The 21,762-nt window shown below is 67.7% G+C and carries 24 protein-coding genes, 1 tRNA gene and 1 riboswitch; of the genes, 15 read left to right on the top strand and 10 right to left on the bottom strand.

The features are described 5' to 3' along the window. Window positions 1-735 (bottom strand): DUF2637 domain-containing protein (locus tag CW348_RS08540; RefSeq protein ID WP_353801418.1); only part of this gene is annotated, 735 nt, incomplete at its 3' end. Between the two features lie 87 nt (window positions 736-822). Here CW348_RS08540 and cysS point away from each other — a divergent pair. The 4 genes from cysS (at window position 823) to CW348_RS08520 (ending at window position 4,437) form a co-directional block, all read left to right on the top strand. Further along, window positions 823-2,223, top strand: a complete 1,401-nt coding sequence (gene cysS, locus CW348_RS08535; protein ID WP_011290659.1) for a cysteine--tRNA ligase — start codon at window positions 823-825, stop codon at window positions 2,221-2,223. Window positions 2,224-2,298: 75 nt separating this feature from the next. Then, window positions 2,299-3,273, top strand: a complete 975-nt coding sequence (gene rlmB, locus CW348_RS08530) for a 23S rRNA (guanosine(2251)-2'-O)-methyltransferase RlmB (protein WP_104612781.1) — start codon at window positions 2,299-2,301, stop codon at window positions 3,271-3,273. Between the two features lie 39 nt (window positions 3,274-3,312). Further along, window positions 3,313-3,385, top strand: a tRNA-Thr gene (locus CW348_RS08525). Window positions 3,386-3,465: 80 nt separating this feature from the next. Further along, the gene (locus CW348_RS08520; RefSeq protein ID WP_258076867.1) at window positions 3,466-4,437 is read left to right on the top strand and encodes a tyrosine-type recombinase/integrase; all 972 of its coding nucleotides are present in this window, start codon (window positions 3,466-3,468) and stop codon (window positions 4,435-4,437) included. 101 nt (window positions 4,438-4,538) lie between these two features. Here CW348_RS08520 and CW348_RS08515 read toward each other — a convergent pair whose 3' ends face one another. Further along, the gene (locus CW348_RS08515) at window positions 4,539-4,721 is read right to left on the bottom strand and encodes a DUF397 domain-containing protein (protein WP_011290662.1); all 183 of its coding nucleotides are present in this window, start codon (window positions 4,719-4,721) and stop codon (window positions 4,539-4,541) included. A 10-nt stretch (window positions 4,722-4,731) separates the two neighbouring features. After that, window positions 4,732-5,568, bottom strand: coding sequence for a helix-turn-helix transcriptional regulator (locus tag CW348_RS08510; protein WP_011290663.1), 837 nt, complete (start codon window positions 5,566-5,568; stop codon window positions 4,732-4,734). Between the two features lie 217 nt (window positions 5,569-5,785). Here CW348_RS08510 and CW348_RS08505 point away from each other — a divergent pair, with 217 nt between their 5' ends. The 3 genes from CW348_RS08505 to CW348_RS08495 are packed head-to-tail and all read left to right on the top strand — an operon-like array spanning window position 5,786 to window position 6,531. Further along, the gene (locus CW348_RS08505) at window positions 5,786-6,151 is read left to right on the top strand and encodes a hypothetical protein (RefSeq protein ID WP_227480985.1); all 366 of its coding nucleotides are present in this window, start codon (window positions 5,786-5,788) and stop codon (window positions 6,149-6,151) included. Continuing rightward, the gene (locus CW348_RS08500) at window positions 6,151-6,354 is read left to right on the top strand and encodes a hypothetical protein (RefSeq protein WP_016188066.1); all 204 of its coding nucleotides are present in this window, start codon (window positions 6,151-6,153) and stop codon (window positions 6,352-6,354) included. The genes CW348_RS08505 and CW348_RS08500 overlap by 1 nt, the downstream gene beginning before the upstream one ends. A gap of 21 nt (window positions 6,355-6,375) precedes the next feature. Then, window positions 6,376-6,531, top strand: coding sequence for a hypothetical protein (locus CW348_RS08495; protein ID WP_155983525.1), 156 nt, complete (start codon window positions 6,376-6,378; stop codon window positions 6,529-6,531). A 548-nt stretch (window positions 6,532-7,079) separates the two neighbouring features. Here CW348_RS08495 and CW348_RS08490 read toward each other — a convergent pair. Beyond that, entirely contained in the window at window positions 7,080-7,352 is a 273-nt protein-coding gene (locus CW348_RS08490; RefSeq protein WP_011290665.1) for a hypothetical protein, read from the bottom strand. A 1,014-nt stretch (window positions 7,353-8,366) separates the two neighbouring features. Between CW348_RS08490 and CW348_RS08485 the strand changes: the two genes are divergently transcribed. Continuing rightward, window positions 8,367-9,386 (top strand): serine hydrolase, encoded by a 1,020-nt coding sequence (locus CW348_RS08485; protein ID WP_061783865.1) that lies wholly within the window; start codon window positions 8,367-8,369, stop codon window positions 9,384-9,386. 104 nt (window positions 9,387-9,490) lie between these two features. Here CW348_RS08485 and CW348_RS08480 read toward each other — a convergent pair whose 3' ends face one another. Beyond that, on the bottom strand, window positions 9,491-10,624 hold the full coding sequence (locus CW348_RS08480; RefSeq protein WP_258076868.1) for a S8 family serine peptidase: 1,134 nt from the start codon (window positions 10,622-10,624) through the stop codon (window positions 9,491-9,493). A 70-nt stretch (window positions 10,625-10,694) separates the two neighbouring features. Further along, window positions 10,695-11,540, bottom strand: coding sequence for an S-adenosyl-l-methionine hydroxide adenosyltransferase family protein (locus CW348_RS08475; RefSeq protein WP_104612782.1), 846 nt, complete (start codon window positions 11,538-11,540; stop codon window positions 10,695-10,697). 73 nt (window positions 11,541-11,613) lie between these two features. Between CW348_RS08475 and CW348_RS08470 the strand changes: the two genes are divergently transcribed. Further along, the gene (locus CW348_RS08470) at window positions 11,614-11,931 is read left to right on the top strand and encodes a DUF3263 domain-containing protein (protein WP_011290670.1); all 318 of its coding nucleotides are present in this window, start codon (window positions 11,614-11,616) and stop codon (window positions 11,929-11,931) included. 131 nt (window positions 11,932-12,062) lie between these two features. Further along, on the top strand, window positions 12,063-12,881 hold the full coding sequence (gene otsB / locus CW348_RS08465) for a trehalose-phosphatase (RefSeq protein ID WP_016188069.1): 819 nt from the start codon (window positions 12,063-12,065) through the stop codon (window positions 12,879-12,881). A gap of 242 nt (window positions 12,882-13,123) precedes the next feature. On the opposite strand, the gene CW348_RS08460 is transcribed toward otsB, so the two are convergent. Then, window positions 13,124-14,563 carry a trehalose-6-phosphate synthase gene (locus CW348_RS08460; RefSeq protein WP_104612791.1) on the bottom strand — a complete coding sequence of 480 codons (1,440 nt, stop codon included), beginning with the start codon at window positions 14,561-14,563 and terminating at the stop codon, window positions 13,124-13,126. Between the two features lie 265 nt (window positions 14,564-14,828). Next, a riboswitch (SAM riboswitch) is annotated at window positions 14,829-14,969 on the top strand. An 11-nt stretch (window positions 14,970-14,980) separates the two neighbouring features. Here CW348_RS08460 and thrC point away from each other — a divergent pair. The 3 genes from thrC to groL all read left to right on the top strand — a co-directional run bounded on the left by thrC (window position 14,981) and on the right by groL (window position 18,553). Then, entirely contained in the window at window positions 14,981-16,249 is a 1,269-nt protein-coding gene (gene thrC, locus CW348_RS08455; protein WP_016188070.1) for a threonine synthase, read from the top strand. 69 nt (window positions 16,250-16,318) lie between these two features. After that, window positions 16,319-16,597 carry a MoaD/ThiS family protein gene (locus CW348_RS08450; RefSeq protein WP_011290674.1) on the top strand — a complete coding sequence of 93 codons (279 nt, stop codon included), beginning with the start codon at window positions 16,319-16,321 and terminating at the stop codon, window positions 16,595-16,597. 330 nt (window positions 16,598-16,927) lie between these two features. Next, window positions 16,928-18,553, top strand: coding sequence for a chaperonin GroEL (gene groL, locus CW348_RS08445; protein WP_011290675.1), 1,626 nt, complete (start codon window positions 16,928-16,930; stop codon window positions 18,551-18,553). Between the two features lie 87 nt (window positions 18,554-18,640). Here the strand turns inward: groL and CW348_RS08440 are convergent, their stop codons facing one another. Beyond that, window positions 18,641-19,066 carry an NUDIX domain-containing protein gene (locus CW348_RS08440; RefSeq protein WP_011290676.1) on the bottom strand — a complete coding sequence of 142 codons (426 nt, stop codon included), beginning with the start codon at window positions 19,064-19,066 and terminating at the stop codon, window positions 18,641-18,643. Window positions 19,067-19,198: 132 nt separating this feature from the next. Here CW348_RS08440 and CW348_RS08435 point away from each other — a divergent pair, with 132 nt between their 5' ends. Next, on the top strand, window positions 19,199-19,510 hold the full coding sequence (locus CW348_RS08435) for a hypothetical protein (protein WP_011290677.1): 312 nt from the start codon (window positions 19,199-19,201) through the stop codon (window positions 19,508-19,510). 40 nt (window positions 19,511-19,550) lie between these two features. Here CW348_RS08435 and CW348_RS08430 read toward each other — a convergent pair whose 3' ends face one another. Both CW348_RS08430 and CW348_RS08425 read right to left on the bottom strand, forming a co-directional pair. Next, window positions 19,551-19,958, bottom strand: a complete 408-nt coding sequence (locus tag CW348_RS08430; protein WP_016188071.1) for a hypothetical protein — start codon at window positions 19,956-19,958, stop codon at window positions 19,551-19,553. Between the two features lie 61 nt (window positions 19,959-20,019). Beyond that, window positions 20,020-20,427 (bottom strand): hypothetical protein, encoded by a 408-nt coding sequence (locus CW348_RS08425; RefSeq protein WP_011290679.1) that lies wholly within the window; start codon window positions 20,425-20,427, stop codon window positions 20,020-20,022. 951 nt (window positions 20,428-21,378) lie between these two features. Between CW348_RS08425 and CW348_RS08420 the strand changes: the two genes are divergently transcribed. After that, a complete protein-coding gene (locus CW348_RS08420) occupies window positions 21,379-21,762 on the top strand; it encodes a cold-shock protein (RefSeq protein WP_011290681.1) in 384 nt (127 codons plus the stop codon).

Genomic DNA, 21,762 nt, shown 5'->3' with positions numbered 1-21,762 from the left:
CTCCACCAGCTCGTAGTGGAGCGAGTGGAGAGCACTGGCGCCCGCCGCGGCCGGGATCATCGCCAGGACCAGGAGGTCCACCCAGATCCGGCGGCGCCGCGGGGCATCCCGGAGCAGGTAGATGGCCCAGAACGCCATCAACAGCAGCAGGATGAACATCCCCGGGTACAGGTGCGCCGCCCAGCCGGTTACACCACCGCGCAGGGCGATCTGGAAGATGCCGTTGTAGGACAGCAGAATGGCGCACGCAGCGATCGCGGTGACGCAGAGCACGGCCATCGCGATCACGGCTACGCGCGACGACGTGCCCGTCGCGGGCGGAGCCGGGCGACGGGGTGTGCGGGACGATCGGGAGGATTGAGCTGCCATCGTGCGGCAGGCTAACCCAGGATGCGCTGCTCGGACGAGGCTTCTGGCCGAAAACGGCAGGACAGGACCGTGTCCGCTGTCACACGCCACGGCGCTGTTCCCCGCGCACACCAGTCGGCCGCAGGCAGGGAAAGCCGGTACGGCAGGGCCAGGTCTAGGGTCGGAAGCAGGAGTGCACGAGTGCCTCCCCCTCCCGCCCCGCCCGTGGCACGCGTCCCGCAGACCGGACCAATCAGCGAATTGTGTGCCCGCATGTGAGCGAAAAACGGAACGCCGCAACCCGACGCCGGGCGCCCGGCCCGGATCCCGACAGTCTCTTGGCGCCGCGGCAGAACGGACAGAGGGGGCAGTGCAGCCCTGCGGCACTGTGCGGCAGTCGGCATTACCACGAATTCCGCAGGGGAAGACCAGTGCGATCGCCGAGACGGTCGGAAAGCGGCTAACCTTAACCCCGTGAGTCTGCGCTTCTACGACACCCGAACCCGTCAGGTCCGTGACTTCGTCCCGCTGCGTGAGGGATGTGTCTCGCTGTACCTGTGTGGTGCCACCGTGCAGGCTCCCCCGCACATCGGGCACATCCGCTCGGGCGTCAGCTTCGACATCCTCCGCCGCTGGCTGATGTACCGCGGCTACCGGGTCATCTTCTGCCGCAACGTCACCGACATCGACGACAAGATTCTCAACGTCGCCGCGTCCGAAGGCGTGCAGTGGTGGGAGGTCAGCGAACGCAACTACCGCGCTTTCGCTGAGGCCTACGACACCCTGGGCTGCCTGCCGCCCACGGTGGAGCCGCGCGCCACCGGGCACATCCCGGAAATGATCGAACTGATGCGGCGGCTCATCGACCGCGGGCACGCTTACGTGGCCGAGGACGGCTCCGGTGACGTGTACTTCGACGTCACCTCCTACGCCGAGTACGGGTCGCTGTCCAACCAGCGCCTCGAAGAGATGCGCGCCGCAGAGGACGGTGACGCGCGCGCCAAACGCGACCCCCGCGACTTCGCCCTGTGGAAGGGCGCCCGTCCCGGGGAGCCGTCGTGGCCCACCCCGTGGGGGCCCGGCCGTCCCGGCTGGCACTTGGAGTGCTCGGCGATGGCCACCAAATACCTCGGCCCCACGTTCGACATCCACGGCGGCGGCGTCGACCTGGTCTTCCCCCACCACGAGAACGAGTCGGCCCAGTCCCGAGCGGCCGGGGACGGTTTCGCTCGCTACTGGCTGCACAACGGCCTGCTCACCACCGGCGGCGAGAAGATGAGCAAGTCGCTCGGCAACTCGCTGCTGATTCCCGAGATCACCCGGCGGGTCCGCCCGGTGGAGCTGCGCTACTACCTCGGCCAGGCCCACTACCGCTCCAACCTGGACTACTCCGAGGAGTCGCTGCGCGAGGCCGCCAGCGCCTACCAGCGCCTGGAGAACTTCCTGGTGCGGGTCAACGAGATCGCCGGACCGATCCCCGACGACGTCCCCGTGCCCGAAGAGTTCGCCGCCGCCCTCGACGACGACCTGGGCGTCCCCCAAGCGCTGGCTGTGGCCCACAACCACGTGCGGGAAGGCAACTCTGCACTTGCGGAAGGCGCCAAGGAACGCGCCGCCCAGATCGGGGCCCGGCTGCGGGCCATGCTCGCGGTCCTCGGCCTGGACCCGCTGTCCCCCCAGTGGGCGGGATCGGACGACTCCGGCCTGCACGACGTGGTCGACTCGCTGGTGTCGGTGGTGCTGGAGCAGCGCCAGGAGGCCCGCAAACGCAAGGACTACGCCACCGCCGACCGGATCCGCGACCAGCTCGCCGAGATGGGGATCGCCGTAGAGGACACGCCTCAGGGACCGCGCTGGGAACTGAAGCGCAGCTAAGACACCAGGTTCCGACGGCGAGCACCCCTGCCAGGGGACTGCCTAGCCACCGGGACTTTCGTTAAAGGACAGGACATGCCGTCGAAGAGGACGAAGAAGGGTCCCACCAAGGGCAGCGGCGGCAAAGGCCGTCGTGCCCTCGCAGGCAAGAAGGCCACGCTTCCCGCGGAAAAGCGGCACTGGTATGCCGAAAAGCAGCGGATCAAGGCGGCCGAGCGGGCCCAGTACCTGTCGACGCGGAAGGTGCGCGTCGTCGAAGAGCTTCCTGGGGCGACCGTGCGCGCCCGGGACGGATCTGAGCTGCTCATCGGTCGCAACCCCGTGGTGGAGGCGCTGCGTGCCAAAGTGCCGGCGGTCCGGTTGCTGCTCTCCAACAGCCTCGACCCTGATGAGCGGATCACCGAAGCGGCGCGGCTTGCCGGCCAGCAGGGGATCGCCATCGCGGAAGTGGCCCGCCCGGAACTGGACCGGCGCTGTGAACGGCTCGGCCTGCCCAAGGCCGCGCACCAGGGCTTGATCCTCCAGGTGGAGCCCTACGAGTACGCGACGGCGGACGACCTGCTGGCGGAGGCCCGCAAAGGGGAAACCACCCCGTTGATCGTCGCTTTGGACGGGGTCACTGACCCGCACAACCTGGGCGCGATCGCGCGGTCGGCGGCCGCGTTCGGCGCGCACGGGCTGCTGGTGCCGGAGCGGCGGGCCGCGGGCGTCACCACGGCCGCGTGGAAGGCGTCTGCGGGCACTCTGGCGCGGATCCCGGTGGCGCAGGTGGTCAACCTGACCCGGACGCTCAAGCAGTTCCAGGAGGCCGGGTTCTTTGTCAGCGGCCTGGACGCCGATGGTGACACTCCTCTCGACCAGTGGGAGCTGGCCACCGAGCCCTCCGTGGTCGTTGTGGGGTCGGAAGGCAAGGGACTGTCCCGTCTGGTCCGCGAGACCTGCGATGTCGTGGTCTCCATCCCCATTCACGGGGTGGAGTCCCTGAACGCGTCGGTTGCCGCGGGTGTGGCCCTGTATGAGGCGGTCCGTCGCCGTACGGCAGCGAAGTGACATCAGAACCGGTACCATTCACCTGGGTGCCCGACACCGGCCGGCATAGCTCAATTGGCAGAGCAGCCGCCTTGTAAGCGGCAGGTTAGGGGTTCGAGTCCCCTTGCCGGCTCTAATACAACTTGACCTGGGAAAACTGGGCGGCGACAGATAGCATCTGTTGGCTACACCGCTCTTACAGGAGAAAACTGTATGGCTCCCAGGACCCGCTATGAGAGGAACCTCACCCCACCCCGGTCCCTCGCACCGCACATCACGTCGTTCGTGCTCTACCTCAAGTCGATGGGGCGCGCCGACAAGACTACGCGGATGTACCGGCAGGCCGTCGAATGGTTCGCTGCCGAGTACCTGGCCACCGGCGGCCAGCCCCCGCACGCCCCCGACACGCCCGAGCGTTACACCTTCGACCCGGTCACCGACTGGGCTGATGTCACCCGCGCCCACATCCGCGGATGGCTCGCTTGTCTGTTCGCCCGCGGCTACACCGATTCCTACGTCAACAACCAGTACAGGTGCCTCCAGCAGTTCTTCCGCTGGTTCGCCGAGGACGAAGAAGTCCCCAACATCATGCTCGGCATGACCCCACCGCGCGTCGCCGAGAAGCCCGTGCCCGTGTTCTCCGACGACGAGATCCGGGCGCTTTTCGCCACCGTGCAGGGCCGCGACATCTGGTCCCGCCGGGACCTCGCGATCCTGCTGTTCCTCCGCGACACCGGTGTGCGACTGTCAGAGCTCTCCGGCCTGCAGCTCGACGACGTCGACGTCGTCGAGCGGGAAGCGACCGTCACCGGCAAGGCAAAGCGCACCCGCACCGTGAAGTACAGCTTTGAGGCCGCCCGCGCCCTGGACAAGTACCTGCGGATGCGCGCCAAACATGCCCACGCGCACGTGTCCGCGGTGTGGATCGGCCCGAAGGGGCCGCTCACCGACTCCGGGATCTACCAGCTCGTGCAGCGCCGCGCCGCCCAGGCTGGCCTCCAGGGAGTCCACCCGCACCGGTTCCACCATCATTTCTCCCACACGTGGCTGGACCGGGGCGGCGCCGAGGGCGACCTCATGGAACTGAACGGCTGGAACTCCCCACAGATGCTGCGCCGCTACGGCAGGTCCGCTGCCGTGGCCAGGGCACGCCGCGGCTATGACCGGATCATGGGCAGCCAGTAACTAGCCTCAGGAACCGGACAGGGGTACTATCGGTTTCGGAACGAAGTGCAAAGCCCCGACCCGCATGGGCCGGGGCTTTTCCCTTTACGGGCTTAGAGCAGTTAGAGTAGGTCGCGCTTCGCGGCCTTCACGAACGCCACCCACTCAGCGGACGGGAACAGGAGCATGAGGTCGCGGTGCTGGGTGTCACGGACAGCAGTGGCACCGGGCAGGTCAGCGACTTCGACGCAGTTCTCGTTCTGGGAGAACGAGGACTTGCGCCACTCAATGTGGAACGAGTGCATGATGTGGTCCTCACAAGGTCAGCAGGGAGCGGAGGAATTCCACTGTCCGGTCCGGTGGCAGAGCCGCATCACGGATGCGGTCCCATAGCGACCGGTACTGGTCGATCTCCTCTCGGCGCTCCAGGAACAGGCCATCTGTGTATGTTTCCAAGTACACGACCGGGGATGCTGGTTCCGGGAAGTCCAGGATGACAAACGGTCCCATCGCCCCCGCGTGCACCCCGACACGGGTGCGGAGCACCTGGAGCGTCACGGAGTTCCGGCCGGCCATATGCAGCAGGTGCGCGACCTGCTCAGCCAGCACGTCAGGGGTGCCCCTCAGCCGCTCCAACGCATGTTCCTCGATGATGGCATACACCGCGGGCGGGGACGTCCGGTCGAAGATCTCCTGCCGCTTACGGCGGCTCTCGACAGCGCGCTCGACATCATCCGGGTCACGGTCCAGGCGGGCCTGCTGGAGCAGCCGTGTATAGCCGGGCGTCTGCAACAGCCCCGGGACTACGAACGCCTCGTAGGTGCGGATCTCGGACGCCTCAGCCTCCAGCTCGATATATGACCCGGGGAACAGGTCGTCGTACCGGCGCCACCAGCCACGCGCCTGGGCCTGCCGGGTCAACATCAACACAGTCTCGTATCGAGGGTCCTCGGGCGTCACCCCGTACTCGGCCATCAACGCCTTCACTTCGAGCACGGACGGTTTCTTGCGCTGTCCGGTTTCGATGTGCCCCACCTTCGCGCGCGACCACTCCAGGCGCGCAGCTACGGCATCAAGGCTGAGCCCCGACGCCTTCCTCATCTCCCGCAGGATCGCGGAGAGCTGGCGGCGGCGCACCGTGGGACTGGCCATCCAGCAGCGCCCCCTCCTCCGTCGTCTCGCATGCGTCCTGGTGGTGCCGATGGTAGCCCCCTAGGCGTGAAATCGGACATTTAGATGTCTACGAATTAAAATCTACCTCTCGATCTTGAAATCGTAGACTTCTACGATGGTGATGGGTGTTGCGCTTCGTTCCGCCGTCGCCCTGCGGCGGCCTGAACTCTCTGGGAGAGCTATGCTTCGCGTTCTGTTGGCCAGCCTTCTGATCTGTGCCGCAGCGCTGCTCATGCCCGCTCCGGCATCCGGGCATTCCCGGGCAGGACGGGTTTCTCGGCAGGCCACCCCCGCCGAAACGCCGCGGCGACAGGCCCGCATTATTCCGCAGCGTATTCCCAACTACGCCGAGTTCGCCGCCTGCGCCGAGCAGCACTCGGCGCTGTGGGAGATCACCTATGAGTACGGCAACCCGCGGCCGTACACGGCGCGCAACCGTGTCACCGGACACACCGTGGCCGTCGATGACCTCGACCTGCTCGACCACATCCTCGGCACCTACGAGCCACCCCATCCGGTGCGCGGCTACTACGGCCAGCAGGTCGTCGGAGGAGGTGCCTGATGGCGGACCACACCCTCACCGCCGAGCAGGTAGCGCTTCTGGCAGACGGCCGCGCCACGGTTGAGCCCCATGCAGAGGGGATTGCAGTAGTGCTCGGCGACGATCGCCTCGTGATCCCCCTGCCCAGCGTGGAGCAGGGGGTGACCGCCGCCGTTCACGTGGACACACTGATCGGCGACGCACTCAGCCTCATGCTCCGATAGCTGCCCGACAGAGAGGACGCCGTGACCGTGACCGAGACCGAGTACACGTTGACCGCCAACCATGTCGCCGCGGCAGCAGCTCCAGGAGAAGTCTCTGTGGATCTTTACGAGAACGGTTCGCGGCTGCTCGGCCCGGACGGTGACCCTGACGTTCTCGTGGTCCGAATCGGGGGGTGACGGTTCGGCTGACGCTCGCCAATCCCCAGGATCGGCGCACTGCCGCCGAGCTCCTGCGACGGGTGCACGTCGCCACTGCGTATGCGTATCAGCGGGTGACCGGGTACGCGATGCCGCCCTACCGGGCGATCGGCCCTTCGTAGCTGCCGCCCCGCCGCGCCGCGTTCTCTGTCACTCCTCCCGAGGCGGCGGCGGGGCGGCTCCCAATGTTCCGGATGTGTGCGGCGCGGCACACACCGGTCACCTAAGGCCCGTCCACACATCCGGTGGACGGGCCTTGCCTTTTCTTATAGGTCGACCCATCCCCGGAAATGCCTCCCAAACGCGAAAAAGCTCCCCGCATACGCGGGGAGCACGGCGCGGTCAGCGGTGATGGTCTGACCGTCGGGGGATCATCCCCGCATGCGCGGGGAACACCCTGCTGCACATGCTGGCCTGACATCAAGAACGGGATCATCCCCGCATGCGCGGGGAACACACTGAACGACCAGCGACTTTACCAGCCCGCAGCGCCGATTTCATCCACTTCCCTCATCTACTTCCCGAGGCTACAGGTTCACGACGTGAAGCGGCCCGTACATAGCGGTACGCCGCGACCCGGGGCGGACCACGTCCACCCTCCACACCCGAGTGCCCGGATCTGCCAGAGCGGTCCGGGACACCTCAGCGGTTGCTGCTCCGCCCGCCGCGTCGGTGATGGTGATCTCCCCGGTGCCGGTGGACAGCACCACCACCCCCGGCCCGTCGTCAGGCGTGTCCGCGGCGGGTTTGATCAGCAGTTCCAGGTTCGCGTCGGTCAGGTCGTAGGGGTCCCCGTCCACCGTCGTGACCGCCAGGTCGATCGTCTTGTAAGCGGCAGGTTAGGGGTTCGAGTCCCCTTGCCGGCTCTCACTCTTCCTTCCTGGGAATACGTGGCCAGGCGCGGTGCGCACCGCGCCTCCGGCGCACGCACAGCCCGCTTCTGGGAGCTGCTCTCTCCGCGCGCAGGAAGAGAGCACGGTGTGTCGGGTGTCCCGGTTCTTCCCCGCAGCAGGAGAGCCCGGGAAGCCTGCCCGGCAGGCCACTGCCGCAGCGGGAGTCCCGGAGCGTGCGGAACGGGCTCGTTCGGTTCTGTCCCAACGCGGCCTCGGAGCAGAGGCCGACGCGGCCCAGTCTGCCCCCCAGCGGAGGTCCGACGAGGCAGGCGGAGCCGGGACGGTCTTCCGAGGGGCGCACGAACCCTGGAGTGCCCCCGACGACAGGGCAGAAGCCCGGGGCCGGTCTGCTGGTCTCCTGTCCTCAGCGTGGCGAGAGTCGATGAGGGGCGGACTTCAGCTGTGCCGCATGGCCCCCGAACTTCCCCTTCCCCGTGGAGTACTCCTGTGGCGGCTGGTCGACGCAGGCCGTGCGCAGCCGCCCGCGCAATAAAGAAGCGACGGACTCTTCAAGCGGTCTCTCAACTATTCAAGAGGTAGCTTTCCTAGCAGCAGAATTCTGAAACAGGGAAATTCCAGGGCTGTGCGCACGCCGCGGGGGATCGGAAGCGCCACGTCTTTCCCGAGGAAATTCAGGGATTGGGCTGAGCGGCCGGTGCCCGGCCTACGAATGTGGCTACGGCGACCCTCCAGTGCAGTGTGCGGGCGGGCTGGTGCTCTGTCGCGCGCGGGGACATGCGGCGACGCGCTGGAGGGAACAGGCGGTCTTCCCGCAGCCGGACCGGTGCAGACTCGCTGCCCAGAACACAGGATTCCCCCAAGCATTCAAAAAGCCAAGCTCCTTTGCGGGGGAATTTTTACCCTCTTTCCGGAAGATCCCCTCCGCCCGGGGTATCCAGGGGGCGGAAGGGGGGAGAACGTGTGCGCGATGGGGAGTGGGTAGCCGACACCGGCACGGAACTACGCGGAATCCTCAAAGTCATGGTGGACGTCGGGTGGCTGCCCGGCGGCGTAGCGGTAGTCGGCTCGGGAGAGGTGTGGGAGAACGTCGCGGTCGGCCGTGTCGGTGTCGAATGCGGGGAAGCGGTCGCCGCGCCCGACACCCGCTACGACGTGGCCGAACTCACCAAAGTGATGGCTACCTGGCCGCTGGTGGGCCAGGCTATCGCCGATGGGCTGCTCGACCTCGATGCGCCCATGGCGCACTATTTCCCCGGCAGCTATCCGGGGAGCAAGGTGACCATCCGGCAGATCCTCACCTACACCTGCCGACTGAGCCCGGTGACCTGGCTGGAACGCTACGTCGGCACCGACCAGCCGCTAGCGGAGGCGATCCTCGTCGAGGAACTCGAGAAGCCCGGGTACTGCGTCACCGACCGGGGGTTCATCCTCCTCGGGCTCCTCTTGGAACGGGTGCGCCGGCAATCCCTGGACCAGCTCGCCACCGACCTGTGGCGGCACATGGGGCTCTCCGCTACCCGGTACGGGCCGCTACCGCGCAGCCCGTCGGTGGCGCCCACGGAACGCCGCATCCCGGGAGCACCCGCCACCTGGGGTGTGGTCCATGACGAGAACGCGGCCCTGATGGGCGGGGTTGCGGGGCACGCCGGAGTGTTCACCACCATCATCGACCTGGGGATCTTCGCCCGGGAACTGCTGGCCTGGCATGCGGGCGAGCACGGCACGGCCCAGCTCACCGGTTTCGTGCGGCAGAGCTGGCTGCCCCACCAGCCCGTGGACGACCGTTTCGCCCGGGGCCTGGCCTGGAAGGTCACCGACGACGGCCTCGTCTACCACAACGGGTCCACCGGAACGAGCCTGTTCCTCCACCCGTCCACCGGCCGCTATATCGGACTGCTCACCAACGCCATCCACTACGGACGACGCTGCCCCGGGCTCAGCGACCTGAGAGCAACAATCCGAGCCGTATTCACCTACTGACACCGCGCCGTCCGCGTCCGCGGCGCCGACGGCCCCGCACCGGGCGCCGCGCGGTCGGTACGGGCTCCGGCTCTTCCGGTTCTTCCGGCTTCCGCTTGCCGAAACTAGGGGTCGGCGGCGCGCCGGTGGGCGACCACCATTGCCACCACGGCCGCGACGATGAGGAGCACAGCCCCGCCCGTCCACAGCATCCAGTAGGGGATGAGCGGCTCTTCCTCGAGCTGCTCGGCCAGCTCCGGGTCGAACGGCGGCACGTGGTCCGCGGTCGACTTGGCCGCGGTGAACGCGTCCGGCGCGTTCACCACTCCGGCTCCGTAGCCGGGCTGCCCCGCTGCGGCAGGGTCGGCAGCCTGCGCGCCCGAGGTGATCGCCTCCACCACCTGCTCCGGTTTCAACTGCGGGAACTCGCCGCGGATCAGCGCGGCCACGCCCGCGACGAACGCCGCGGCCGCGTCGCTTCCGGAGACTGTGGTGTAGCCGCCGTCCGGGTCCACCACGGTGATCTCCTCGCCCGGGGCGGTCACCGCGATGTGGTCGCCCCGGCTGGAGAACTCGGAGAGGGACCCGTCGGGGCCGACCGAGCCGACGGCAAGCACGCCCGGGTAGGCGGCCGGGTAGCTGGCCTCCCCGAGGGGACCGCCGGAGGCGACGACTACCACCCCGTGGTTCACCGCATAGGCGATGGCCTCCTGGTCTGCTTCGTTGGCTTGGACGGAGAACTCTGCGCCAGCCAAGGGCAGGCAGATCACCTGGGCGCCTTCGTCCACGGCGTAGCGGATGCCTGCGGCCAAGGCCCCCGGGTCCACACTGTCCCGGTCAGGGCCGTCCGGTTCCGCGGTGATGCGGATCGCCAGGATCTCTGCTTCGGGGGCCACTCCCATCACACCGCCGGTGTGTTCGACACCGTGCCCGCTGGCCGCCACGATTCCGGCCATCATCGTGCCGTGGATCCCGTAGCCGTCGCTGTCTGAGGACAGGTCGTGACCGGTGAAGTCGGGGCCGACGGTGACGTCCTTCAAGTCGGGGTGGTCGGTGACAACACCGGTGTCGAGCACGGCAACCGTCACCCCGGAGCCTTGGGCTTCCTCCCACACCTCGGCCGCACCGACCATGTCCAGGCCCCACTGTTCAAGACGCAGGTCGGAAACGTCGGCTGCTGCCGGTGCGGCGGACAGGCCGACAGCGAGCGCCGAGCAGAGAGCCAGCGCGGCGGGAGTCCAACCCCGTGTCGTGCACATCGCGGCTTCAACCTCCCCCGAAGCCGGTGACCTCCCAGAAGGCTCCGGCCGAGACTGCTGTGGGCGCACGTCATTCTTTCATGGGCTCTGAACTGGTCCGGGACAGGACTACGGGCGCCCCCACGCCCAAGCCGAACCGCTGGGCGGCGCTTCCCCCGTTCACCGCGAGCGCCAGCAGCCCGGCCGAGTCGGTGAGGAGCACCGGCTCGCCGAGGGGGACCGCGCCGAACGTTGCGGCGACGGCGACCGTGTGCGAACCGTCCGGCAAGCGCACCGCCACCCGGTCCGGGAGTCCCGGAGCCGCGACAACGGACCGCAGGTCTTCCGGGTGCAGCGACAGTTGGCAGTTGCCGAACCGGTCGATGGCGTGCACTTCGCCGCGGGCCACTCCACCGCTGACGTCGCGGAACGGAGCGGACAGCCGCACCAGGACCGCCGGGTCGAGGGCCTGCCCCGCTTCGGACAGGGGAAGCCCGGCCGCGATTCGTGCCCCCACCGGGGCGTAGATGTCCCGCCCGTGGAACGTGCGGGAGACCGGGTGCCGCCACAGCGACTCGTTGGTCAACTCCACGGCCGTGTCGATCCCGCCGAGGGCTTCCGCCGCCCAGACCAGCAGCCCGTTGTCCGGCCCTACAAGGACGTGGCCTCCGGCGGCAAGGGCCACACTGCGCCGCGCGGTCCCCACCCCCGGGTCGACGACGCCGATGTGGACCGCGGCCGGGAACTCGGGAACCGTGTCGGCCAGCACGGTGGCGCCGCGCCGCACATCCCCGGGCGGGATGTCGTGGGTGATGTCGATGACGGGGAGCCCGGGTGCGTGCCGCAGCATCTGGGCGCGGCAGGCGGCCACGAAACCGTCCTGGGTCCCGTAATCGGTCAGGAAAGTGAGACAGGTGTATCCCCCATGGTCAGTCATGCGGCATTCCCCTCGATCTCTCCCGTGAAATCGCTACGATAAATCGCCCGATCCGGACGATGGAGGGCGGTCAATGGCAGACAGCGGATCCCAGGCACCAGACCCGTCCGATCACGGCTTACCACGGTCGGACACCCCGTCTGCGCTGGACGAGCGCGACCAGCGCATCCTCGCCTTCGAACGGCAGTGGTGGAAACTCGAAGGCACTAAAGAGCAGGCCATTCGCGACGAGTTCGGCTTCTCGCCCACCCGCTACTACCAGCTTCTCAACCAGATCATCGACCGGCCGGAAGCGCTCGCTTTCGACCCGATGACCGTGAAACGGCTCCGCCGGAGGCGCAGCGAACGCCAACGGCAGCGTGTCGCCCGCAAACTGGGGATTCAGTTGTAGCCCCGCTGGGCTGTCCTGCGGCCGGGCAGCCGCGGACGCCGGGGTGCGGTGTCGCACACTCGGTCAGGGTTGGGGTGCGAGCGGTTTCGGGCATACCTCCAGCGTTCAGTCCACCGAGTGGAAAGCCGTCTATGTCTCTTCTCCAATCGACGACACAGAGCGGCAAGGTCGCGCTGGATCGCATCCGCGACATGCCGGACCGCGCAGTGTGCGCGTTCGACTTCGATGGGACGCTCGCGCCGATCGTGCCTGATCCGCGGGATTCCCGCGCCCACCCTGGCGCGGTTCCGGCGCTGCGCGCCCTCGCGGGCCGGGTGCGCGCGGTCGCCGTCATCACCGGGCGGCCCGCCCAGACCGCAGTCGACTACGGCGGTCTTGACGCGGTGCCGGGGATCACTGTGCTCGGCCACTACGGTCGGGAGCGCTGGGAGGACGGGAAGCTCACCGTTCCCGAACCGCCGCCCGGCGTGGCCATGGTGCGCGAAGCCCTGCCCGGCCTGCTCGACGAGGTGGGCGCCCCTGAAGGCACGTGGATCGAGGACAAGAAGCACGCGTTGGCCGTGCACACGCGGCGTACCGCCGACCCGGAAGCCGCGTTGGAGCTGTTGCGCGCTCCTCTAGCGGATCTCGCCAAGCGGGCGGAGCTCGCTGTGGAGCCCGGGCGCATGGTGATTGAACTGCGGCCGCCCGGGGTGGACAAGGGGGCGGCGCTCACCGACCTGGTCACCCGCCTCGGCGCGGAGGCGGTGCTGTACGCCGGAGACGACTTGGGCGACCTGGCAGCCTACGACGCGGTGGAGCGGCTCCGGGAGCAGGGCGTAGCCGGGTTCAAACTGTGCAGCGGTTCCGCCGAGGTCACCGAGCTCGCCCGGCGCGCCGACGCGGTGGTGCCGGGGCCGGAAGGAGTGGTGGCGTTCCTGGAGGAACTCGTGGCAGCCGTGGGCGGGTGAGCCGACCGCCCACGCTGCGCGACGGGAAAGCTCCTGCCCCGGGCTGCGGCTCCGCCGGGAAAGCGGTCGAAACGTGGCAGGCTTCGCCGGAGGAGGCGCGGCCGCGCCAGCGTTCCGCGGGGGCTGCGGTGCCCGGGGCACTGCTCCGGCTCGAGGCAGGCCGGTTAGGCCGGCGTCCCCGGCCTAGGGGGTGCGTCCTCGTCCGGTGGCAGGCCCGGGGCGGAGCTGCCACCGGGGAAGGCTCAGTCCAAAGCCCGCAGCTGGTCGGTGAACCACCGCTGCGGGGGCAGGGCGGCAGCGGCCTCCGCCAGACGTTCCGTGCGCTGCCGTCGCTCCTCTTCGTCCATGGTCAGCGCCCGGTGCAGCGCCTCGGCGGTCTCCGACACGTCGTAGGGGTTGACGAGGATCGCGTCGGCGCCCAGGTCGTCGGCAGCGCCCGCCTCAGTGGACAGCACGAGCGCTACGCCGTTGAGCGACAGCACCGGCCCTTCCTTTGCGACCAGGTTCATCCCGTCGCGGATCGGGTTGACCAGCAGCACGTCAGCGATCTGGTAGGAGGCGAGGGAGCGGGGGTAGTCGTCGTTGACCTCCAGCACCACGGGGGTCCAGTCGTCGGTGCCGAACTCGGCGTTGATCGCTTCGGCCGTGGCCCGCACCGTCTCGGTGTAGGCGCGGTACTCCGCGACACCGCTGCGGCTGGGGTATGCGAACGCCAAGTGGGTGACCCGGTTCCGCCATTCGGGGCGCTTCCGCAGCAGTTCACCGAAGGCTTCCAGGCCGCGCACGATGTTCTTGGACAGTTCGGTGCGGTCCACTCGCACGATCAGCTTGCGGTCGCCGACCCGTTCCCGCAGCCGTTCCCGCCAGCGCGCCACATCTTCGGCGGCGGCCCGCTCCCGCAGCCCTTGGGCGTCTGCGCCCAGGCCGTGGACTCCGACACGGATGACCCGGCCGCCATGCTCGACCGTGCGGGTGCCCCAGTTCACCGGGGCGCGCAGGAACACTTCGCAGCACCGCAGGAACGCGTCGGCCCAGCGCACGCTGAGGAAGCCCAAGTGGTCGGCGCCGAGCATGCCTTCGAGGAGTTCCCGGCCGATGTCCGCGGGAAGCATCCGGAAGTACTCGGGGGGAGCCCAAGGGGTGTGGGAGAAGTGGGCGATGCGCAGGTCGGGGCGGCGTACCCGGAGCATTTTCGGTACCAGCGCCAGGTGGTAGTCCTGGACGGCGACCTTCGCCCCCTCGTCCGCGCCGGTCAGCAGTGCTTCCGCGAAAGCAGAGTTGTAGGCCCGGTAGTCCTCCCACTCGGCGCGGAAACGGGAGCCGAACGACGGCTTGTTGGGGGTGTCGTAGAGCATGTGGTGAACAAACCACAGTGTGGAGTTCGCCACAGAGTTGTAGGCATTGTTGAAGACGTCGGCGGGAATGTTGAGCATGCGTACACTCGCCCCGCCCACGTCGTATCCGGCCTTGTCCAGCCGCCCTTCGGGGGCTGCTGCGGCGGCTTTGCGGTCAGCGTCGGACAACGCGGCGCACACCCACAGGGTTTCGATCTCGGTGGCTACCGAACTCAGTCCGGAAACCAGGCCGCCACCGCCGCGCCGGGATTTCACGGCGCCGTCGTCCCCGATTGAGAAGGACACGGGTCCCCTGTTGGAAGCGACGAGGATCTGTGCCTTGTCCACCTGTTGGTCCACCTCTCAGCGGTCGGAGTCCGATGACCCATTTGACTACATGGCCCTTGGGGCGACGGGAGGCGGGTCGTGTCTCGCGTTCTGTTTAGTCTCGCCCGGTGCGCTGCCACGCAAACCGGCCCTTCGGGTAGAGCTCTGTCACAGCATGGACAGAGGGGGAGAACTGGGAGCACATGGCCCCCCGTGGAAAACTGGTACGCGGTCCGTTAGAGTGACCGACAGGTCTCGGGACACAACCGAGCGGAAAACTTGAGATTGCTCATCCAGAGGGGTGGAGGGACACGGCCCTGTGAAGCCCCGGCAACCATCCCGGTGGACGTTGCTCGTCAGGTGCGAGGCGGCCGGGACAGGTGCCAACTCCGTCCCACTGTCAAGGTGGCAGTGGGGAAGATGAGGGGAGAACGCCTCATGGCGCTGACCGCCACGGAATCAGTCACGTCTGCCACCGGCTCTTTCGGTTCTGCTTCCGCACTGTCGTGCCGCGAATGCGGCGCCCGCTACGATCTCGGTCCGATTTTCGCCTGCATCGAGTGTTTCGGCCCGCTGGAAGTCGCCTACGACTTCGGAACCGTTACCCGTGAGTCCATCGAGCAGGGGCCGAAGAACATCTGGCGGTACAAGGCCCTGCTGCCGGTTCCCGTCGACGTCGAGAAGCTGCCGAACATGAACCCCGGCCTGACCCCGCTGGTCAAGGCCGACCGGCTCGCCGCTGAACTGGGGCTGCGCTCCCTGTACGTCAAAGACGACTCCGCTAACCCGACGCATTCGTTCAAGGACCGGGTCGTGGCCATGGCAGTGGAAGCTGCCCGGGTCTTCGGTTTCACCACCCTGTCCTGCTCGTCGACAGGGAACCTTGCCGGGGCGGTGGGCGCTGCCGCGGCCCGCGCCGGGTTCCGCTCCTGCGTGTTCATCCCGGCAGGGCTGGAGGAAGCCAAGGTCGTCATGGCCGCGGTCTACGGTGGCCAGCTTGTGGCGATCGAGGGCACCTATGACGACGTCAACCGGTTCTGCTCCGAGCTGATCGGCGACCCGGCGGGGGAGGACTGGGGTTTTGTCAACGTCAACCTGCGCCCCTACTACGCCGAAGGGTCGAAGACGCTCGCCTACGAGATCGCCGAACAGTTGGGGTGGCGCGTCCCCGACCAGATCGTGATCCCCATTGCCTCCGGGTCCCAGCTCACCAAGATCGACAAGGGATTCCAGGAGTTGATCGCGCTGGGGCTGGTCGAGGACAAGCCGTACCGGATCTTCGGGGCGCAGGCGACCGGCTGCGCGCCCGTGGCCCGTGCCTGGGAGAAGGGCTACACCGTGGTCCAGCCGGTCAAGCCGGACACCATCGCTAAGTCGCTGGCTATCGGCAACCCGGCGGACGGCCCGTACGTGCTCGACGTCTGCCGCCGCACGGGAGGCGCGGTCGAACACGTCAGCGACGAGGAGATCGTGGATTCGATCCGCCTGCTGGCGCGCACGGAGGGGATCTTCGCCGAGACTGCGGGCGGGGTCACCACTGGTGTGCTGCGCAAACTGCTGGCCAAGGGAGTGCTGGACCCCGAGGCCGAGACCGTGGTGCTCAACACCGGGGACGGCTTGAAGACGCTCAACGCTGTGTCCGGTACCGGTGTCACCGCGACGATCAAGCCGTCGCTGAGCGCGTTCAAAGACGCCGGGCTGCTCTGACCGCCGCTGGTCTATTCGCTGGTCTGTTTCCCCCTTTGCAGAGCCGAACCCATCAAGGAGTCCACAGCGATGAGTGTCAGCGTCCGCATTCCGACGATTCTGCGCACCTACACCAAGGGGCAGGCCGAGGTGTCCGCCGAGGGGGCCACCCTCAAGGAGGTGCTGGCTGACCTGGAGGCCAACTACTCGGGGATCCAGGCCCGTATCCTCGGCGACGACGGCGCGATCCGCCGTTTCGTCAACATCTACGTGGGTGACGAGGACGTCCGGTTCGCCAGCGGTCTGGACACGCCCACCCCGGACGGGGTCCAGGTGTCGATTATCCCGGCGGTGGCGGGAGGCTGCTGACCGGGACCCGTGTCGTGCAGGTGTGGTCGGGGTGTGACACGCCCCGGCCACACCTGTTTTTCTGGGAGCGGAAAAGTCCCTGAGGGGTGGTTAATCCGCTCTGAGCTGGGGGTAGGGAGGGCGGCGGCGGTGCTCCGGACGTTTGCACTCCCCCCAGGGGAGTGCTAAAAAGTAACCGTTAGCACTCTCCGCAGTCGAGTGCTAAATCGCGGATCGAGACGATGAGGTCGTGACATCCGGCAGACGGGTGCCGGATCGGCGCGACCATCCGTCGCGGGCGTCGGCTCGTTCCCTCGCGTATCAGCCCGGTCTCGGGAGGACTAGAACTCTATGGCAGCCAAACTGATCGCGTTTGACGAGGAAGCCCGGCGCGGCCTCGAGCGCGGTATGAACCAGCTCGCGGACGCTGTCAAGGTGACGCTCGGCCCCAAGGGCCGCAACGTCGTCCTTGAGAAGAAGTGGGGCGCGCCGACCATTACCAACGACGGTGTCTCCATCGCTAAGGAGATCGAGCTCGAGGACCCCTACGAGAAGATCGGCGCCGAGCTGGTCAAGGAGGTCGCCAAGAAGACCGACGACGTGGCCGGTGACGGTACCACCACCGCCACCGTGCTGGCCCAGGCCCTGGTCCGCGAGGGTCTGCGCAACGTAGCCGCTGGTGCCAACCCCATCGGCCTGAAGCGCGGTATCGACGCCGCCGTGGCCCGCATCAGCGAGGAGCTGGCGAACCTCTCCAAGGAAGTCGAGACCAAGGAGCAGATCGCTTCCACCGCCTCCATCTCCGCGGGCGACCCGCAGATCGGCGAGTACATCGCCGAGGCGATGGACAAGGTCGGCAAGGAAGGCGTCATCACTGTCGAAGAGGGCCAGACCTTCGGCCTGGAGCTGGAGCTCGCCGAGGGTATGCGCTTCGACAAGGGCTACATCTCGCCCTACTTCGCCACCGACCTGGAGCGCATGGAGACGGTCCTCGAGGACCCCTACATCCTCATCGCCAACCAGAAGATCTCCAACAACAACGAGTTCCTTCCGGTCATTGAGAAGGTTCTGCAGGCCGGCCGCCCGCTGGTCGTCATCGCCGAGGACGTCGAGGGCACCGCGCTGCAGACCCTGGTGGTCAACAAGATCCGCGGTACCTTCAAGTCCGTCGCGATCAAGGCCCCCGGCTTCGGTGACCGCCGCAAGGCCATGCTGCAGGACATCGCGATCCTGACCGGCGGCCAGGTCATCACCGAGGAAGTCGGCCTCAAGCTGGAGAACACCGAGCTGGACATGCTCGGCCGGGCCCGCAAGGTCGTCGTCACCAAGGACGAGACCACGATCGTCGACGGTGCTGGCGACGCCAGCGCGATCGCTGGCCGGGTCAACGAGATCCGCGCCGAGATCGAGCGCACCGACTCCGACTACGACCGCGAGAAGCTGCAGGAGCGCCTGGCCCGCCTGGCGGGCGGTGTGGCTGTCATCAAGGCCGGCGCCGCCACCGAGGTGGAGCTCAAGGAGCGCAAGCACCGCATCGAGGACGCGGTCCGCAACGCCAAGGCCGCGGTGGAGGAGGGCATCCTGCCCGGCGGTGGTGTCGCGCTGCTGCAGGCCAGCATCGCTGCTTTCGAGAAGCTTGAGCTGGAGGGCGACGAGGCCATCGGTGCCAGCATCGTCCGCCGCGCTGTTGAGGAGCCGCTGAAGCAGATCGCGATCAACGCCGGCTACGAGGGCGGCGTTGTCGTGGAGAAGGTGAAGAGCCTGGAGCCCGGTATCGGCCTGAACGCGGCCACCGGCGAGTACACCGACCTGTTCAAGGACGGTGTCATCGACCCGACCAAGGTCACCCGCTCCGCGCTGCAGAACGCTGCCTCCATCGCTGGTCTGTTCCTGACCACCGAGGCCGTCATCGCCGAGAAGCCGGAGAAGCCGGCCGCGAACAACGCTGGCGGCGACATGGGCGGAATGGACTTCTAGTCCGACCGGTACTACACGTCCACTGGGGACGGTCCCTTCCGGACCGTCCCCTTTTTTGTGCTGTGGGCGGCCGCGGGGCGGGCCGGTTCAACGGGTGACGAGGCCCCGCTGGGCAAGCTCGGCGAGGACCCGCACCCCGGCCGGGGCGCACCGGTCGGCGTCCGCCTGAGTGAACCAGGCGAGCTCGGCGATCTCGGAACGCGGGGCGAGATCCCCGGTGCACTCCGCGGTATAGCACGTCAACCGGACCCGGGTGCCTTCCGGATAGCCGTGCGCCGCCGCGTCCACCACGGTGAACAGTTGCAGCGTGGCGGGGTCCAGTTGCACGGACACCTCTTCGGCGACTTCCCGGATCAGCGCTTCAGCGTCGTTTTCCCCCGGTTCGCGTTTCCCACCCGGGAAGTAGAAGACGTCCTTGCCCTTGGGACGTACTTGGAGCACCCGGCCGTCGCGGACGTGCACCCAGGCCAGCGCGTCCACGACCGCAGGCGTTGCGGAGTCAACAGCACCCATGGCCTCCACCCTAAGCGCCGGGGCGGTTCATCCGGTTTGCTGGGAGCTGGGCGCACGAGTCGGACTTTCCGGGGTACCGTCAAGGTGTGTCGCCCTTGACAACTCGGACCGTCCGCGTCTGGGAGCGTCACGGTGCTGGCGGCATGGGCCGCGGACGTGGGCCGCGGCCGTATCTCCGCGTCGGCTTTCACGGATTCAGGAGACAAGGTGTTCTGCGGTGACCCACTGGAGCAGGGCTACCAGAAGTGCGTCGACCAGATGGAGCTGTTCGCCTTGGCTTCACTGATTCCCGCGGTGCTCGCCTTGGCGCTCATGGTGGCCGCCTTCACTACACCGGTCCTGCGGGCCAAGCCGGCCTTGCGCGCCCAGACCCTCGGCTACTCCCTGGTGGCCTGGATGATCGCGGGAGGCACCGTGCTGATGGGCTGGCTGCCCGCGATCTAGGCACGCGCTGCTCCGGCCTGCGCGTCGCGGCGGGGCGGGCTCAGACCGTGCTGAGCATGATGAACAGCACGAGCAGCAGGATGAGGAAGCCGAGGTGGATGAAGTTGCTCAACCATGCCCAGCGGACGTAGCGGTCGAACTCTTCCGGGTCCTCGTCCTTGCTGAGGGCGACGGCGGCCAGCACGATCCCGATCACGTCGGTGATGCCTACGCAGGTCAACGTGAGGATGATCGCGATGATCAGGGCGAGGACCGCGTTGCCTTTGGCCAGCGGGGGACCGGGAAACGACGGCTCTCCCGCCGGGGGAGGCGGGGGAAACCCGGGCGGGGGAGAAGCGTGCCAGGAGAAGCCGGGAACCCCGGGCGGGCCGCTTCCAGGGTGGTGCGGCGGAGGAGAGGCGGTGCGGTCGCCCCAGGGATTGCCCGGGCCGGGCCACTGGCTGTTCATGGATTCCGCCCTCTCTTCAGTCCAGGTTCTCCACATGGCGGAGCGCAGGTTGCGATAGCGGTCAGTAGTTCACCCCCGGTGAGATTGCTTCCTCTACCCACGATCCTGCCTGGGTGAGGAGAACACCGAAGGAGATGAGCATGACCAGGAGCATCACTGCGCCGGCTCCAAGGCAGTACCAGGAGTACCTGGTCAGAGTTTCGGCCTGAGTGTAGAGCCCTTGGTCGCGCTTGTGCGCGGCACGCACCGCGAAAACGATGCCGAGGATGCCGAACAACCAGTTCCCGCAGCACAGGAAGGTGAGTGCGTGCAGGATGAGCGCCATCGTGGAGCTGCTCGCACCGGAGGGACGGAAGGCCGCATCGCCCTCCGCGCGGTCCCCGTCCTGCGTGCCTGCGGTCCGGCGGGCCCGAGGCAACGGTTCGTCGCGGGGGTCGGCGGCTCCCGGGGGCAGCGGCGGGTTGCTCATGGGGGAGAAACCTCGATTCCGTACACCAGAAGTGGGTTGATCCCATCACATCAGAATCTGCGGCGGAGTGCCGAACAAGCCCGTGGCTTGCCGAGGGCTGCGGGGAGCGGCCCGCGCCGCCGACGGGGCCGGGGGATGCCGTGCCCCGCCTGCCCGCGGCAGTACCGTGCGGGATCGGTCATGACCACGATGGGGATTGTCCCCCGGTGACCGGAGCGGTTCACCGCGAGCGGGTGCGGGCCGCAGTGGCATGGCAGCTCGGAAGGGCTGCAGGGACCGCTGCGGATCGGTCACCGGGTAGCGTAGCGGCATGTGACGACAGAGTCGCGGAATGCCACAGGGGTGTGTGCGAGGTGCGTGCGAGGGCGCGGGCGTGCAGCGGGCTGTCCGGCATCAACCAGAAGCAAACGATCCGGAATATCACCGCATATGCCCGGTTGGCAGGCGTGCGCTACGGGAGTGATGAGAGACGATGGCCCTGCGTCCCGGCCCAGAACATGGCTGTCTCGGTGGGTCTGTCTGTCCTGCGAGTGCCGAGGCCCGAGGACGACGGTTGCCGGCCGCCGGTGGAGCCCGTCACCGCAGCGGCCGGCAACCGTGGCGGCAGCCCGGAGAATCGCCGGATCCCGTCCCACAACTCCGCAACCGGTGGTACGCGCGGGCGGCCGCAAGCGGAGAGGCCCGGAACACAGTTTTTCCGGGCCTCTCGTCCGTTTTCGTTAGCAGCTTACGGATAGGAGTGGAAAACTCGCCCCAGACCGGCCACAGTGGGAATTAGCTTGCTTTTTGGTCGTTTTAAAGAAGTTATCTAGTGGCTGTCCTGGACAGCCGCGGTTAGCCTGAAAGACCCGTCCACTGTTGGAAGGACGGGGGCCGTTCCCCACTGATCCGGTATGACCGGAGTGGGTGACGGGTCCCGGTGTTTCGACTGCGAAAGCGAAGAGGTCACACGTGCCCACTGGCAAGGTCAAGTGGTACGACGCGGGCAAGGGGTTCGGCTTCCTCACCAAAGATGACGGCGGCGAGGTCTTCCTGCACGCCTCGGCGCTTCCGCCTGGCACGACCACACTACGGCCCGGCCAACGGGTCGAGTTCGGCATTGTGGAGGGGCGCAAGGGCACTCAAGCGCTCCAGGTCCGGTTGCTCGACACGCCGCCCTCGGTGGCCAAAGCGCTACGCAAGAAGCCAGACGAGATGGTGGTCATCATCGAGGACCTGATCAAGCTGCTTGACAATGTGTCCAACACCTATCGCAGGAACAAGTATCCCGACCGTCGCGAAGCGACCAAGATCGCCAAAGTCCTTCGGGCACTCGCCGACGATATCGAACTTTGA

It is taken from the genome of Thermobifida sp., assembly GCF_017577275.1.
GTDB lineage: Bacteria > Actinomycetota > Actinomycetes > Streptosporangiales > Streptosporangiaceae > Thermobifida > Thermobifida fusca.
The sequence above is the reverse complement of the archived record's forward strand: the minus strand, read 5'-3'. Positions and strand labels throughout refer to the sequence as shown.

Excerpts from the sequence above, each read along its gene's own strand:
- rlmB (WP_104612781.1), top strand. The coding sequence starts at position 2,299 with ATGCCGTCGAAGAGGACGAAGAAGGGTCCCACCAAGGGCAGCGGCGGC.
- CW348_RS08520 (WP_258076867.1), top strand. The coding sequence starts at position 3,466 with ATGGCTCCCAGGACCCGCTATGAGAGGAACCTCACCCCACCCCGGTCC.
- CW348_RS08515 (WP_011290662.1), bottom strand. The coding sequence starts at position 4,721 with ATGCACTCGTTCCACATTGAGTGGCGCAAGTCCTCGTTCTCCCAGAAC.
- CW348_RS08510 (WP_011290663.1), bottom strand. The coding sequence starts at position 5,568 with ATGGCCAGTCCCACGGTGCGCCGCCGCCAGCTCTCCGCGATCCTGCGG.
- CW348_RS08500 (WP_016188066.1), top strand. The coding sequence starts at position 6,151 with ATGGCGGACCACACCCTCACCGCCGAGCAGGTAGCGCTTCTGGCAGAC.
- CW348_RS08480 (WP_258076868.1), bottom strand. The coding sequence starts at position 10,624 with ATGTGCACGACACGGGGTTGGACTCCCGCCGCGCTGGCTCTCTGCTCG.
- CW348_RS08475 (WP_104612782.1), bottom strand. The coding sequence starts at position 11,540 with ATGACTGACCATGGGGGATACACCTGTCTCACTTTCCTGACCGATTAC.
- CW348_RS08470 (WP_011290670.1), top strand. The coding sequence starts at position 11,614 with ATGGCAGACAGCGGATCCCAGGCACCAGACCCGTCCGATCACGGCTTA.
- otsB (WP_016188069.1), top strand. The coding sequence starts at position 12,063 with ATGTCTCTTCTCCAATCGACGACACAGAGCGGCAAGGTCGCGCTGGAT.
- thrC (WP_016188070.1), top strand. The coding sequence starts at position 14,981 with ATGGCGCTGACCGCCACGGAATCAGTCACGTCTGCCACCGGCTCTTTC.
- CW348_RS08450 (WP_011290674.1), top strand. The coding sequence starts at position 16,319 with ATGAGTGTCAGCGTCCGCATTCCGACGATTCTGCGCACCTACACCAAG.
- groL (WP_011290675.1), top strand. The coding sequence starts at position 16,928 with ATGGCAGCCAAACTGATCGCGTTTGACGAGGAAGCCCGGCGCGGCCTC.
- CW348_RS08440 (WP_011290676.1), bottom strand. The coding sequence starts at position 19,066 with ATGGGTGCTGTTGACTCCGCAACGCCTGCGGTCGTGGACGCGCTGGCC.
- CW348_RS08430 (WP_016188071.1), bottom strand. The coding sequence starts at position 19,958 with ATGAACAGCCAGTGGCCCGGCCCGGGCAATCCCTGGGGCGACCGCACC.
- CW348_RS08425 (WP_011290679.1), bottom strand. The coding sequence starts at position 20,427 with ATGAGCAACCCGCCGCTGCCCCCGGGAGCCGCCGACCCCCGCGACGAA.